We start from the raw sequence: 13,956 nt of genomic DNA on the forward strand, positions 1-13,956 counted from the left end.
GGAGGGGCAAGTCCGTTTGGACGGCGCACAGTTGCGCATACGGGAATCCCGTCGGCGCCCGCGCATCGTATTCCGCTTGACAACGGACCTCAATACCTCACCCTCGGACCAGCCGTTCGCTCGTCTCCCCGGAATGACGTGTCGTCAGCTTGCCGTGCCGCCGTCGCGCGGCTCGATACGGAAGCCGAACGCGGCGGTGCCGGGGTCGACGGCCGTCGCTCCGCCGTCGACGGTGAGGGTCGCGCCGTTGACGAAGGAGGCCGCGGGCGAGAGCAGCCAGGCGATCGCCTCGGCCACCTCCTCGGGCGCGCCGGGGCGGCCCGTGGGGAGGAGCCGGGTCGCCTCCTCGTACGCGGCGTCGGCGCCGCCCTCACCCAGGCCCGCCTCCTCGGCGAACCGGGTCATGCGGCGGTCGGCCATCTCCGTGCGGATCCAGCTGGGGCAGACGGTGTTGGCGCGCAGCCCGCGGTGGCCGTAGTCGACGGCGAGGGAGGAGCAGAGCTGGCGGAGGGCCGCCTTGGAGGTGGCGTACGCGGCGTTGGCCACGCCGTTGCGCAGGGCCGAGACCGAGGCGACGGCCACCACGGAGCCCCGGGTCTCCAGCAGGTGCGGCAGGGCGGCGCGCATGAGTAGGAAGGGGCCGGTGAGGTTGGTGCTGATGACGGTGCCCCAGTCCTCGACAGAGAGGTCGCCGACGGCTCCGCCGCGGCCGACGCCGGCGTTGAGCACCACGCCGTCGAGCCGTCCGTAGGCGGCCAGGGCCGCGTCGACGAGGCCCGTGACGGCCTCGGGGTCGGTGGCGTCGGAGGGGTGGGCCAAGGCCCCGGTCTCCTCGGCGACGCGCCGCAGCGGCTCGGGGCGGCGTCCGGATATCACCACCTGGTGCCCGGCCGCGCGCAGGAGCCGGGCCGTGGCGGCGCCGATGCCCGTACCGCCGCCGGTCACGATGACAACGCGCTGATCGGTCATGGTCGTACCGCCTCCGGAGTTGATCACTGACATATCGTCACGATCATACGGACGCGGTTTCCCCGGCGCCCTTGCCGATCCGGCCCTACCAGTCCACCCCCACCGGCGCGGCCGCCCCCGGCCCGGCCGGCAGGCCGTCGCCCGGTGTGCGCAGCAGCCCCGTCTGCGCCGCGCGGGCGCCGGCCTGGAAGCGGCTGACGGCGCCGAGTTCCGCCATCGCGGCCTTCATATAACGGCGGCACGTTCTGGTGGAGATGGCGAGGCGGCGGGCGATCACCTCGTCCTTCAGCCCGGCGGCCATCAGCCGCAGCACGGTGCGGTTCAGCTCGTCGACGACCTTCTCGTACCGGGCCTCCTGCGGGGCGAAGGGCTGGGCGAGGACCCAGACGTCCTCGAACCGGCGGTGCATGAAGTCGGCGACCGTCTCGTTGGTGACCATCGCCGCGCCGCCCTCGGCGCCGCCCTCCGGCGCCTGGGGTACGAAGGCCACGGACCGGTCGAACACGACGACGTACTCGCAGACCTCGGCGCTGGTGCGCACCTCGGCGCCGGCCTCGGCGGCCTGGCAGACGAAGGCGCGGGTGGCCAGGCTGGCCCGTTCGGCGTGCTGGTAGACGACGCGCATCCGCACGCCTCTGCGCAGCAGGGCGAGGCTCCACTCGCGCGTGTGGCGGACGATGTCCGTGTCGCGGCCGCCGTTCGGCTGGATCATCACGGCCTCGTGGCGGCAGCGCCGGGCGGCGGCGTCGAGCTGACGCCGGACCTCCTCGGGGTCGTGGATGGTGCGGGTGCCGTCCGGCGGGTGGGGCGAGGGAGCGCTGTCGAGGTAGACGGGCAGCAGCGCGTGGAGCTGGCCGCGGAGGTGGGCGATGCGCCGCTCGTGTTCGTGGATGTCGCGTTCGAGCGGGGCGACCACGACGGCCTCGGCCAGTTCCGGGTGGACGGGGACGAGCGGGCCGCCGGCCCCGGTCGCGGAGAGCAGCCCCATGGCGTGGAGGGTGTCACGGGCCCTGGCCAGTTCATCCGGCGGGATGGCGAGCTTTTCCATGATCGCGACTTCGTCGAAAGAACCGTGTTGCAAGGCCAGCGTGTAGACGGAAACGCAGGCCGAATCCAGATCGGTCAACTTTGCCCCCCGGCATTCTCAATGTCCTTGTTCGCTCCCACGCTTTCCGCTTGTTGCCACGCCACTATAGGACACCCCTATCCGGTTGTTGCCAGGTCACTATAGGACAGCGGTACGTCATGGCCCGGGGGACGCCGACCGCCGCATACTCGAGGTGTCGGGGGCCGGTGCTGAGGCACTCACCCGTGCCCGCGACGGCTGAGTTGCTACATGGGGGGACTACGGGGTGCGCAACAACCGGGCGAACTTTGCCCAGATCATCGATGTCGTCAACTACCTCCCCGAGCGAATCGTCACCAATGGGTCGCAGTCGGCCGGTGACGACCTGGGGGACGATCCATTTTTTCGGGGAGTCGCGGAGCGTCGCTTCGCCTCGCCGGACCACAGCTCCGCCGAACTCGGGGCGCTCGCCGTGGAGAAGCTGCTGAACCGTACCGGTGTGGCGGCCACGGACGTGGATCTCATCATCTACAACTGCGTCTTCAACGACACCTTCTGGCCGGGCATCGGCCCGGCGGTGCAGAAGGCCGTGGGCGCGGATCGCGCCATGATCCTCCAGGTGGACACGAGCTGCTGCTCCTGGCTGTCCGGAGTGCGGACGGCCGCCGCCTTCATCGAGTCCGGGCAGCACCGCAATGTCGTGGTGCTCACGGTCACCAACTTCGTCTCACGGCTTCCGGAGTTCCAGAAGTCGTCGCGCTCGCGCGTCCTGGGCGACGGCGCCACCGCGACCTTGCTGGCCCCGGGTGAGCAAACGATTCTCTCCACCTACGAGCGGTCGCACGGGGAGAACTACGGGCTGCTGCGCTTCGAACCCGATCTGGTGGACGGACAGTTCCGGCAATTCTGGGAGCGGGGCTGTGGCCCCATCACGGTCAACTTCACCCGGGAGAGCGTCGACGCGCTGCGCGCGAACGCGATGCGCCTGGTGCCGGAGGCCGTGGGGGTCAGCCTTGAGCGGGCCGGTCTGGAGAGCCGGGACGTCTCGCTCCTCATCACCCACCAGCCGAACGACGAATACCTCGCCGAGTGGCGCAGGCGCTGTGGCATCGAACCACCGCGCGCGCATGACACGCTGGCCAAGTACGGGAATCTCTTCGCGGGCTCGATCCCGGTGACGCTGGCCGACGCGCTGGACAACTCCCTGGTCAAGCCGGGTGACATCCTGGCTCTCGGCACCTTCTCCAACGGCGGTGACATGGTCAGCGCCATGACGCTGCGCTGGCCCGCCGCCCGCGCGTGAGCACCACCGGATCCGGTGTGCCGCTCCGCGCTGATTCCGGGAATTCACCGGGGAAATCCGCAATGCCGCCGAAGAATGCATACGGATTCTTTACGGCCGCGCGATCCCCGCTCCCGTAACCTTTCCGGACCACAGTATTCAAGGAGGCGTCATGACGCCTGAACCGAATCCCGCCGTGCCTGCCGACGGTTCCGACCTGTCCCGGCTCGATCTCATTCGCTGTGAGAACACCGATGCGGAAGAGATCCACAAGGTGATGCTCGGCATGACCAAGGAAACCTATTCGCACGAGGAGATATTCGGCCCCTACTGCACACTCGGCGAGCACATCGACGTCCCCTACGACGTGGTTTTCGACTACCTCGCCGACATCCGTTCCCTCGAGGAATGGTCGTACAGCATGCGGGAGCTGAGGCACATCGGTGGCGGGCTCTACCGGGGCCGCGAGGCCATCCAGCCCAACACCGAGATCTTCATCCGGGCCGAGGTCACCAAGGGTCCCCAGCACGGCCAGGTGGTCTGGCCCTGCGCCTGGGACCAGGGGCAGGAGCTCTGGATGCGCTACTACTTCACGATCATCGACGCGTGGCCGACCCTGCGCCGCCCCGGCACGGTGATCATCTGGACCAACTGCCGCCACCCCTATTACGACCGTGAGGTCACGGACGTGCCGGAGTACATAGCCGCCGGCCGGGCGCGCGACGACCGGTACTGGGTCGGTGACATCTGGCCGCAGTTCGACGCGATCCACAAGGTGGAGATGGCGAACCTCAAGCGCATCCTCGAGCACCGGTTCTCGGTCGGCGCCGTCGGCCCGGCCGGCTCCCCCAGCGTGTCGGGACCGAACGATGCGACTGGATGACGCGCTGGTCAGCACGCTCCGCGACTGGGACGTCGGCCATGTCTTCGGCGTCAGCGGGGCCAATATCGAGCACGTCCACGACGCCATCAACCGGCTGGGCGGCGACCGGCTGCGGTCGGTGATGGCCCGGCGCGAGGACGGCGCCTCGTTCATGGCCGACGGCCGGGCGCGGGTCCACCGCACCCTCGGCGTCTGCTGCGCCACCTCCGGCGGCGGCATGGTCAATCTCCTCGCCGGGCTCGCCGAGTCCTACGCGGAGTCGGTCCCGGTCCTCGCCCTCATCGGGCAGCCGCCGCTCCAGCTGGAGGGGCGCGGCGCGTTCCAGGACTCCTCCGGGATAGGCCGCACCGTCGACGCGGTCGGGCTGCTGAGGGCCACCACCAAGCGCGTGGCCAAGATCGAGGACCCGGCCGACTTCTGGCCCGAGCTCCACGCCGCCGCCGTCGCGGCGCTCACCGGCCGGCCCGGCCCGGTGGCGCTGCTGCTGCCCCGGGACGTCTTCGAACTGTCCGTGGGGCCGCGCCCAGAGGACTTCCCGGCCGAGCTCTCCGCGCTGCTCGCTCCCGCCGAGGCCGCCCCGCACACCGTCCGCCCGCTGTTCGACGCGCTGCGCTTCGCCGAGCGCCCGGCGCTGCTCATCGGGCACGGGGTGCGCCGCAGCGGCGCCACCGACGTCGTCACCGAGTTCGCGCGCCGCGCGGGCGTCCCGGTGGTCGCCACCATGGCGGCGCGCGGCGAGTTCCCCAATGACGACCCGCTGTTCCTGGGAGTGGCGGGTGTGGTGGGACACCCCTCCGCGCACCGCTACCTCAAGGAGTCGGACCTGGTCGTCGCGGTCGGCACCGGGCTCGGTGTGATGACCCGGGGGCCGCTGGGACCGCTGGACCCGGCGCACCTCGCCGTGGTCAACATCGACCCCGGGGAGGCGGAGCGGGCCACCGCGCCCGGCCTGGTCGTCGCGCGGGACGCCGGGGCCGTCTTCCGTACGCTGCTGGAGCTGCTCGACGCCGAGCCGTTCACCGCGGCGCCGCCCGACGACTACGAGCTGCTCCGCTACCGTCCACGTCTGGCGCCCGCCACGGGCGGGGGGCGTACGCCCCGCACCGCCCGCGACACCCTGCGGCAGAGCGAGGCGATCCGGGCCATCGAGCCGTATCTGCCGCGTGACGGCCACATCGTGCTGGACGCGGGCAACTGCGCCTCGGCCGCGATCCATCTGTCGCACGTGCCGGAAGGAACCTCGTCGACCATAGCGCTGGGCATGGGCGGCATGGGCTACAGCATCGCCGCGGCCATCGGCGCCCAGCTGGGCTCGGCACCGGGCACCCGGTCGGTGGTCCTCTGCGGGGACGGGGCGTTCCTGATGAACGGCTTCGAGGTGCACACCGCCGTGGCCGAGCGACTGCCCGTGCTGTACGTGGTCTTCAACAACAACATGCACGGCATGTGCGTCACCCGTCAGCAGACGTTCTTCGACTCCCGGCTGGAGTGCGTGAGCTATCCGTCGCTGGACGTGGCCACGGTGGCGTACGGGCTGGGCGGGCCGGACCGGCTCTGGGTCGGCACCGCCGGCACGCTGGACGAGCTCCAGGTCCGGCTCGCCGACTACCACGACGCCCACGCGCATCTGCCGGGCGTCCTCGAACTGCGGCTTCCGGTCGAGGAGGTGCCGCCCTTCGCGGCCTTCCTCCCGGAGGACGAGCCGACGTACGCCGTCGGCCGCCGCACCGACAGCCGGGTACTCGCCGGCTGAGCACCGCCCGTGTCCGGTGGCCGCCCCTCGGCGGCCACCGGACGCGGTAAGGCCGGCCGGTTCCACCGGCCGGGCACCAGAAACACTCAGGGGGAGAACACAGATGGAGCAAGACACTCGCCGTGTCGCCGGGACCGAGGAAGCCGCCGCCGGCGGCGGGCTCGGGACGGCACCGCCCGCCGCGGCCCTGGACGACGCCGCGCGGGCCGGGACGGTCACCATCGCGCCCGGCGACGCCCGGTACGCGGACCTGCGGCGCGGGTACAACCAGCGCTGGATCTCGAACGCCGAGTCCATTCGTCTCGTCCACACCCGGCGCCAGGTGGAGGACGCGGTCCGCGAGGCGTTCGCGGCCGACAAGAAGATCGCGATCCGCAGCGGGGGGCACTGCTACGAGGGCTTCGGCATCGACGCGAAGATCCTCCTCGATCTGTCGCACATGAACGCCGTCTACTTCGACCAAGGGCGCGGCGCCTTCGCCATCGAGCCCGGCGCGACGCTCGGCGAGGTGTACCGGGCGCTGTACAAGGCCTTCGGCGTCACCATCCCCGGCGGCGCCTGCCCCTCGGTGGGCATCGGCGGGCACATCGCCGGCGGCGGCCACGGCCCGCTGTCGCGGCTGCACGGCCTGACAGTCGACTACCTCCACGCCGTCGAGGTCGTCACCGTCAACGCCGCGGGCAAGGTCACGACCGTCGTCGCCACCCGCGAGGACTGGGAGAAGGGCCGGCCCAAGGGCGCGCTGTGGTGGGCCCACACCGGCGGTGGCGGCGGCAATTTCGGCATCGCCACCCGCTACTGGTTCCGCACCCCGGGCGTCACCGGGAACGACCCGGCCACGCTGCTGCCCAAGCCGCCCGAGGAGGTCTTCGTCTCCACGGTCACCTGGCAGTGGGCCGAGGTGACGGAGGAGACCTTCACCCGGCTGGTGCGCAACTACAGCACCTGGTGCGAGAACAACAGCGCCGCGGACTCGCCCTACGCCGCCCTCTACAGCCAGTTCATGCCGACGCCGCGCGCCGCCGGCTCGTTCTCCATGATCGCCCAGTTCGACGCCACGCGGCCGGACTCGGAGCAACTGCTGAACGACTTCTTCGCGGCGGTGGGCGAGGGCACGGGCCTGACGCCCAAGACGCAGGTCCAGCGCCTGCCCTGGCTCCACGCCACGCTGTGGCCGGGCATCACCGGGCCGAACTCCCCCACGTTCAGCTTCAAGGCCAAGTCGGCCTACCAGCGCGCCTGCCTGCCGGACGAGCAGCTGCGGGCCATGTACCGGCACCTCGGGGGCGAGGTCGCCTACGCCAACCCGGCCGCCCGGCTCCTCATGATCACCTTCGGTGGGAAGATCAACACCCGCCCCCGGGAGGCCACGGCGTATCCGCACCGCGACTCGGTGATGGAGCTGCACTACGTCACCACCTGGGCGCCCGGCACGGACGAGACCGCCCATCTGAAGTGGCTGCGGGACTTCTACGCGGACGTCTACGCGCCCACGGGCGGTGTGCCCGTGCCCAATGACGTCACCAACGGCTGCTACGTCAACTACCCGGACACCGACCTCGACGACCCGGCGTACAACAGCTCGGGCCTGTCGGCTCACCAGCTCTACTACGCCGACAACCTCGAGGCCCTGGTCGCGGCCAAGCAGGCCTTCGACCCGCACGACGTCTTCCGCCACGCCCAGTCGATACCGGTGAAGTGAGGTCGGAGAAGGATGACGCGATTACACGAGTTCCGGCTGCACCTCAACGAGAACCCCTACCCGCCGCTGCCCGAGGTCCGCGAGGCCCTGGCGGCGGGGCTGGACGCGGTCAACCGCTATCCGGAGTTCACCCCGGACACGCTCGTCGGGATGATCGCCGACTGGCTGGGGGTCGCCCGCGAGGCGGTGGCGGTCGGCAACGGCTCGGTCGGGATCGCGCTCCAGGTCCTCGACCTGAGCACCGGCCCGGGTGACGAAGTGGTGTACGGGTGGCGGGCGTTCGACGCCTACCCCATCATCACGCGGATGGCCGGGGCCGAGTCCGTGCAGGTGCCGCTGACGGCCGCCGGCGAGCAGGACCTCGACGGGATGCTCGCCGCGGTCACGCCCCGGACCAGGGTCGTGGTGCTGTGCAATCCGCACAACCCGACGGGCACGGTCTTCGACCGCACCGCGCTGAAGTCCTTCCTCGCCGCCCTCCCGGAGCGCGTCACGGTCATCCTGGACGAGGCGTACCACGAGTTCGCCCGCGACCCCGGGATCCCGGACGGGCTGGACCATCTCGCGGACCACCCCAACCTCCTGGTCCTGCGCACCTTCTCCAAGGCCTACGGGCTGGCCGCGCTGCGCATCGGCTACTGCGTCGCGGCGCCGGAGCTCGCCGGGCGGCTCAGGGAGGCGTCGCTGCCGTACGGCATCAACCCGCTCGCCCAGATCGGGGTGGCGGCGTCGCTGAAGGTCCGGGAGCAGCTCACCGAGCGCGTCGACGCGATCATCGGCGAGCGCGACCGGCTGCGCGAGGGGCTCGCCCGCCTCGGCTGGCACAGCTTCCCGAGCCACGGCAACTTCCTGTGGCTCCGGGCCGGGGACGCCGGCGAGCGGCTGACGGCGGCGCTGGGCGGGGCCGGGGCGCTGGTGCGCTGCTATCCGGGCGAGGGGGTGCGGCTGACCGTGGGCCTGCCCGGCGCCAACGACCTCGTCCTGCGCGCGGCCGGTTCCGCGGCCGCCTGATCGACGGCCCCTCCCCCCGTGCGGGGAGGGGCCTCCCCGACGTCCGGCCGATCCCGGGCCGGCGCACCACCGAAGGAAACCGTAGATCGGGCAACCGATCGCAGAGCACGGGAAGGACATGATGAGCGAGACATTCTTGGTGCTGGGCGCCACCGGCAAGACCGGCCGCCGAGTGGCGGACCGGCTGCGGGAGGCGGGTAAGACCGTACGCTCCGCGAGCCGGAGCGGTGAGACCCGCTTCGACTGGCAGGACGAGTCGACCTGGGCGGCGGCGCTGGCCGGCGTCCACGCCGTCTACCTGGTGGCACCGACCGTGCCGAGCCAGGCGTGGCAGGTCGTCCCGCCGTTCGTGCGGCAGGCCGTGGCGGCGGGTGTCCGCCGGCTGGTGCTGCTGTCGGCGCGGGGCATCGACGCGGCGGGCGACGACAAGTTCCTGACCTCCGAGCACGCGGTGCAGGGGTCGGGCCTGGAGTGGACGATTCTGCGCCCGACGTGGTTCGCGCAGAACTTCAGCGAGGCGTTCTTCCTCCCGCAGATCCTCGAGGGCGTCCTGGCGGTGCCCACCGGTGAGGGCAAGGAGCCCTTCATCGACGTCGAGGACATCGCGGACGTGGCCGTGGCCGCGCTCACCCAGGACCACCACGCCGGCAAGATCTACGAGCTGTCCGGGCCGGAGGCGCTGACCTTCGGCGAGGCGGCCGCGAAGATCGCGGCGGTGTTGGGCCGGGAGATCCGCTTCGTGGACCTCGACGGCGAGGCCTTCCTCAAGGGCTCGATCGAGGCAGGTGTCCCGGAGGAGCACGCCGGGGTGCTGCTGGGCCTGTTCACGGCCATCCGCAACGGCTTCGACGGACACCTGAGCACCGGAGTCCGGGACGCGCTGGGCCGTGAGCCCCGCAGCTTCGACGCCTATGTGCGCACGGCCGCCGGGTCGGGTGCCTGGGCCGGCCAGGCCCGCTGATCACGTCCACACATGCGGTGGCCGGCACCGGCGGGTGCCGGCCACCCGGGGAGGTCGTAATGAACACCAACTCGTACACCGGGGTCCGGCCGCTGACCCCGGCGCCGCTGATGGCGATGGCGGACGGCTTCCGCGTCGCCAAGGTGCTCGCGGTCGCGCTCGACTTCGACCTGTTCACCAAGCTCAGCGGCACCGAGGGCACCACGCCCGAGGAGCTGGGCCGCGCCGAGGGGCTCGCCGCGCGCCCCGCGACGCTGCTGCTGACCGCGTGCGCCTCGCTGGGGCTGCTGGACAAACGGGACGGACGGTACGTCAACTCGGAGCTGTCCGAGGAGTTCCTGGTGCGCGGCAAGCGCTACTTCTTCGGCGATCTGGTCACCTTCACCGACCGGCGCGAGTACGAGGCGTGGGGCAAGCTCGACGTCGCCCTGCGCACCGACCGGCCCAACACCTGGGACCCGGAGACGGAGCAGACGCTGTTCGACCCGCAGGACGAGCACATGGCGGAGCTCTTCCCCAGGGCCGCGCACTCCGGCGCGGTCTTCACCGCCCGGGCGATGGCCCTGTCGCACGACTTCACCGCCTACCGCAAGCTGCTCGACGTCGGCGGCGGGCTGGGCTCCTTCTGCGGCGAGCTGTGCGCGCACCACACCCATCTGCGGGCCACCGTCTACGACCTGCCGTTCGTCAGCCGGATGGCCGAGAAGCGGCTGGCGGAGACGGAGGTGGGCGACCGGGTGAACGCGCTGGGCGGGGACTTCTTCGCCGACGACCTGCCCACCGGCTACGACGCCATCCTGCTGACCAACATCCTCCACGACTGGAGCGACGAGGAGAGCGCGCGGATCCTGGCGAAGTGCCACGCGGCGCTCGGCCCCGGGGGCGAGGTCATCATCGGCGAGGCGTTCCTGGACGACGACGGCACCGGTCCGGTCGCGGGTGCCGTGGCGGGCCTGAACATGCTGGTCGAGACGGCCGCCGGCACCAACCGCAGCCGCGAGGCGTACACGGGGATGCTGACCCGGGCGGGGTTCACGGACATCCGCCGCGTCGGGCTGGTCCTCGACGCGCCGCTGATCAACGGAGCGCTGGTGGCACGCCGGGCCTGAACGTTTTTTCCGGCGGCCCGGGTCCAGGGGGAGACCAGGGCCGCCGGAAAAGAGGGGGATCCGAGGGAGCGGACCACCCGGACGACATCCGCGGGGCGATGAGGAGGACTCGTCCCTGGTGGTCGTCACCGTGGCGCCGGACCAGGGCGCCAGGGGAAGTAAATATATTTACCGCCGAGTACGCAAGGGCATGAAAAATTTCATGCCGTTCTGCCCCTGAAAAAGGGCCCCTGCCACGCGGCCGGGCCCGGGTCGGCGGCTCGCTCAGTCGTCCAGGAAGAAGGCGTGCTGCTCCGCCGCCTGCTCGTACTTCTCCAGCCGGAGCTGGGTGCGCTCGGGGTCGGCGTCGGCCATGGCCTGGAGCAGGGCCGCGCAGAGGACCCCCGGGGCCGCGTACGAGTCGAAGACCAGGCGGGAGCCGGTGGGCGCGGTGAAGGTCACATCCGCCTCGTCCACCAGGGGGCCGAGCGTGAGGTCGGTGACCAGCGCGACGCGCAGGCCCGTGCCACGGGCGGCCCGGACGGCCGCCAGGGTCTCCTTGGCGTGCCGGGGCATGGCGAAGGCGAGCACCCAGGTGCCGCCCGCCTCGCGGGACTGGAGCAGCGCGTCGTAGGCCACGCTGCCGCCCCGGGAGACCAGGCGGACGTCCGGGTGGACGCGCCTGGCCGCGTAGGCGAAGTACTCCGCCAGGGAGACGGAGATCCGCAGGCCCAGCACGGTCAGGGGGACCGAGCGGGCCAGTTCGCGGCCGACGTCGAGGATCCGGTCGGTGTCGGCGAAGACCCGGCGCAGGCTCTCCAGGTTGGCGATCTCGGCGTCGACGGCCGCCTGGAGCTCGTTGCGGCGGCTCTCCGCCCGGGCCTCCGGGGCGCCGGCGACGGCGCTCAGGGCGATGGGCTGGAGCGCCTCCCGGAGCGCGGGGTAGCCGTTGAAGCCCAGGGACGTGGCGAAGCGGGTCACCGAGGGCTGGCTCACGCCCACGCGCTCGGCCAGGTCCGTGATCGACAGGAACGCGGCCTCGGTGAGGTGGTCGGTGATGTACTGCGCGATGCGCCGCTGGGCGGGGGACAGCCGGTGGCCGCCGAAGAGGTCGCGCACGGTGCCCGCCGGGGGCGGCTCCGCCCCCGGGGACCGCCCGCCGGGAGTGATCGCGGACGCCTGCGCTCGTGCCTGCTGCCCTGATCGCACCGGTGTGCCCCCTTACTTCCTCTGCTCTCCGGCTCAACATAACCCACCCGTCGTGACGGGCGGGGAGAGTCCGGCGAGGGTCAGTGGCCGGACGGGCGGACCAGTCCCGTGTCGTACGCGAAGACCGCCGCCTGGGTCCGGTCGCGCAGGCCCAGTTTGAGCAGGATCCGGCTGACGTGGGTCTTCACGGTCTGCTCCGCCACCACCAGCGCCCCGGCGATCTCCGCGTTGGACAGGCCCCGCGCGACGAGGGAGAGCACCTCGGTCTCGCGTTCCGTCAGCTCGCCTATACGGGCCTGCGACGGGGCGGGCGCGGTGCCGGAGATCCGGGAGAACTCGGCGATCAGGCGTTTGGTGATGTTCGGGGCGAGCAGGGCCTCGCCGGCCGCCACCACCCGTACCGCCTGGGCGAGTTCGGCGGCCGACGCGTCCTTCAGCAGAAACCCGGACGCGCCCGCGCGCAGCGCCTCATAGACGTATTCGTCGAGGTCGAAGGTGGTCAGGACGAGGACCTTGGCGCGACTGTCGGGGGCCTCGGCGATCCGGCGGGTGGCCTCGATGCCGCCGAGCTCCGGCATGCGGATGTCCATCAGGACGACGTCCGGGTCGAGCTCGGCGGCCCGGGCGACGGCGTCGAGTCCGTCCACGGCCTGGCCGACGACCTCGATGTCCGGTTCGGCGTCGAGCAGCACGGTGAAGCCCTGACGGACCATCACCTGGTCGTCGGCGATCAGGACGCGGATGGTCGTCATACGAGGTCCTTCGTGCTGTGCGCGGGGAGTTCGGCCACTATCTCGTAGCCGCCGTCCGGGGTGGGGCCGGTCGCCAGTTCGCCGCCCAGCATGGCGACGCGCTCCCGCATCCCGAGGAGGCCGTGGCCCGCGCCCGTCGAGGGCGGGGCGGGGCGGTCCGGGGCGGTGTTGGTCACCCGGACGGTGAGCACCGCCGGGCCGTAGGCGAGCGTCACCCGCACCGTGGCACCGGGGGCGTGGCGCATCGCGTTGCTGAGGGCCTCCTGGACGATGCGGAAGGCGGACAGTTCGACGCCCGGCGCGAGGGGGCGCGGCTCCCCCGTGGTCCCGGTGGTGACCGTCACCCCCGCCCCACGCACCTTGCCGACCAGTTCGCCGAGCCGGGCCAGGGTGGGCTGCGGGGCGTGCCGCACCCCGTCCGCCGCGGCGTCCTCCGCGCGCAGCACGCCGAGCACCCTGCGCAGTTCGGTCAGTGCCTCCACGGCGCTGCCGCGGATGGCGGCGAGGTTCTCCTTCAGCTCGTCGGAGGGGTCCGTCACGAGGTGGGGGGCTACCTGTGCCTGGATGGAGATCACCGACATGTGGTGGGCGACGACGTCGTGGAGTTCGCGGGCGATGCGGCCGCGCTCCTCCAGGAGGGTGCGCCGGGACCGTTCGGCGGCGGTGAGCTCCTTCTGTTCGGCGAGCCGGACGCGGGCGACGCGGCTGCGGCGCAGGGAGCCGCCGACGGCGGCGGCGGCCGCGAAGCACAGCGTGCTCCCGCCGAGGCTCACATTGTGGGGCTGGGTGGTGAAGGACATGCCGGCCAGCCCGGACAGGACCGTGAGCGCCAGCGCCGTGCAGGTCACCCAGGAGCGCACGCGCAGTGCGAGCAGGAGCAGTACGAGGGTGTGCAGCGCGGTGCCCTCGATGCTCCAGGGCCACAGCACATCGGGGTCGACGGTCGCTTCCCGGTACGCGCCCACGAGGACGAGTCCGGTCGTCGAGAGCCACCAGGCGGGCACCGGGCGGGAGAGCGCGAGCAGCGCGGCACCGCACTGGAGCAGATTGAGCAGCAAGCCGGTCGTCGAGTGCCCGACCCCGTGCGCGGACCGGCCGGCGTTGGACACACCCAGACCCAGGATGAGCGCCACCGCGTGGACGTGCGGTACCCGGCCCAGCCAGACCGAGCGCGGCAGCGGGTCGCGCGCCACGGTCAGCAGTCCTTCGCCTACGGCGCGCGGCACCTCCCGCACGGCGGCGGTCAGCCGCCGTCGTCTTTCCCCGTCCCCCCGATTCAC

General features: G+C 71.8%; 12 protein-coding genes. 7 read left to right on the top strand and 5 right to left on the bottom strand.

Features of this window, described 5'->3' with window-relative positions:
* Positions 1-144 precede the first annotated feature (144 nt).
* Together RM609_RS03560 and RM609_RS03565 are read right to left on the bottom strand one after the other, a co-directional pair.
* Entirely contained in the window at positions 145-969 is an 825-nt protein-coding gene (locus tag RM609_RS03560) for an SDR family NAD(P)-dependent oxidoreductase (RefSeq protein ID WP_311608492.1), read from the bottom strand.
* An 85-nt stretch (positions 970-1,054) separates the two neighbouring features.
* Positions 1,055-2,017, bottom strand: a complete 963-nt coding sequence (locus tag RM609_RS03565) for a helix-turn-helix transcriptional regulator (RefSeq protein ID WP_311607842.1) — start codon at positions 2,015-2,017, stop codon at positions 1,055-1,057.
* A gap of 304 nt (positions 2,018-2,321) precedes the next feature.
* Between RM609_RS03565 and RM609_RS03570 the strand changes: the two genes are divergently transcribed.
* From RM609_RS03570 to RM609_RS03600, 7 genes are all read left to right on the top strand, one after another.
* Positions 2,322-3,338 carry a 3-oxoacyl-ACP synthase III family protein gene (locus RM609_RS03570; RefSeq protein ID WP_311607843.1) on the top strand — a complete coding sequence of 339 codons (1,017 nt, stop codon included), beginning with the start codon at positions 2,322-2,324 and terminating at the stop codon, positions 3,336-3,338.
* A gap of 151 nt (positions 3,339-3,489) precedes the next feature.
* Complete coding sequence (locus RM609_RS03575) at positions 3,490-4,200, top strand: SRPBCC family protein (RefSeq protein WP_311607844.1); 711 nt, start codon at positions 3,490-3,492, stop codon at positions 4,198-4,200.
* Positions 4,187-5,953 carry a thiamine pyrophosphate-binding protein gene (locus tag RM609_RS03580; RefSeq protein ID WP_311607846.1) on the top strand — a complete coding sequence of 589 codons (1,767 nt, stop codon included), beginning with the start codon at positions 4,187-4,189 and terminating at the stop codon, positions 5,951-5,953. The genes RM609_RS03575 and RM609_RS03580 overlap by 14 nt, the downstream gene beginning before the upstream one ends.
* Positions 5,954-6,056: 103 nt before the next feature.
* Positions 6,057-7,655, top strand: coding sequence for an FAD-binding oxidoreductase (locus RM609_RS03585; protein ID WP_311607848.1), 1,599 nt, complete (start codon positions 6,057-6,059; stop codon positions 7,653-7,655).
* Between the two features lie 12 nt (positions 7,656-7,667).
* On the top strand, positions 7,668-8,666 hold the full coding sequence (locus RM609_RS03590) for a histidinol-phosphate transaminase (RefSeq protein ID WP_311607849.1): 999 nt from the start codon (positions 7,668-7,670) through the stop codon (positions 8,664-8,666).
* 121 nt (positions 8,667-8,787) lie between these two features.
* The gene (locus tag RM609_RS03595; RefSeq protein ID WP_311607850.1) at positions 8,788-9,627 is read left to right on the top strand and encodes an NAD(P)H-binding protein; all 840 of its coding nucleotides are present in this window, start codon (positions 8,788-8,790) and stop codon (positions 9,625-9,627) included.
* A 59-nt stretch (positions 9,628-9,686) separates the two neighbouring features.
* Entirely contained in the window at positions 9,687-10,736 is a 1,050-nt protein-coding gene (locus tag RM609_RS03600) for a methyltransferase (RefSeq protein ID WP_311607852.1), read from the top strand.
* Between the two features lie 264 nt (positions 10,737-11,000).
* On the opposite strand, the gene RM609_RS03605 is transcribed toward RM609_RS03600, so the two are convergent.
* From RM609_RS03605 to RM609_RS03615, 3 genes are all read right to left on the bottom strand, one after another.
* Entirely contained in the window at positions 11,001-11,924 is a 924-nt protein-coding gene (locus RM609_RS03605) for a MurR/RpiR family transcriptional regulator (protein ID WP_311607854.1), read from the bottom strand.
* A gap of 80 nt (positions 11,925-12,004) precedes the next feature.
* Positions 12,005-12,676, bottom strand: a complete 672-nt coding sequence (locus RM609_RS03610) for a response regulator (RefSeq protein ID WP_311607855.1) — start codon at positions 12,674-12,676, stop codon at positions 12,005-12,007.
* On the bottom strand, positions 12,673-13,956 hold the full coding sequence (locus RM609_RS03615) for a sensor histidine kinase (protein ID WP_311607856.1): 1,284 nt from the start codon (positions 13,954-13,956) through the stop codon (positions 12,673-12,675). The genes RM609_RS03610 and RM609_RS03615 overlap by 4 nt, the downstream gene beginning before the upstream one ends.

It is taken from the genome of Streptomyces hesseae (assembly GCF_031845785.1).
GTDB classification, from domain to species: domain Bacteria; phylum Actinomycetota; class Actinomycetes; order Streptomycetales; family Streptomycetaceae; genus Streptomyces; species Streptomyces hesseae.

Bases quoted from the DNA above. Each gene is read 5' to 3' on its own strand.
- RM609_RS03580 (WP_311607846.1), top strand. From the start codon at position 4,187: ATGCGACTGGATGACGCGCTGGTCAGCACGCTCCGCGACTGGGACGTC.
- RM609_RS03565 (WP_311607842.1), bottom strand. From the start codon at position 2,017: ATGGAAAAGCTCGCCATCCCGCCGGATGAACTGGCCAGGGCCCGTGAC.
- RM609_RS03595 (WP_311607850.1), top strand. From the start codon at position 8,788: ATGAGCGAGACATTCTTGGTGCTGGGCGCCACCGGCAAGACCGGCCGC.
- RM609_RS03560 (WP_311608492.1), bottom strand. From the start codon at position 969: ATGACCGATCAGCGCGTTGTCATCGTGACCGGCGGCGGTACGGGCATC.
- RM609_RS03590 (WP_311607849.1), top strand. From the start codon at position 7,668: ATGACGCGATTACACGAGTTCCGGCTGCACCTCAACGAGAACCCCTAC.
- RM609_RS03585 (WP_311607848.1), top strand. From the start codon at position 6,057: ATGGAGCAAGACACTCGCCGTGTCGCCGGGACCGAGGAAGCCGCCGCC.
- RM609_RS03600 (WP_311607852.1), top strand. From the start codon at position 9,687: ATGAACACCAACTCGTACACCGGGGTCCGGCCGCTGACCCCGGCGCCG.
- RM609_RS03575 (WP_311607844.1), top strand. From the start codon at position 3,490: ATGACGCCTGAACCGAATCCCGCCGTGCCTGCCGACGGTTCCGACCTG.
- RM609_RS03610 (WP_311607855.1), bottom strand. From the start codon at position 12,676: ATGACGACCATCCGCGTCCTGATCGCCGACGACCAGGTGATGGTCCGT.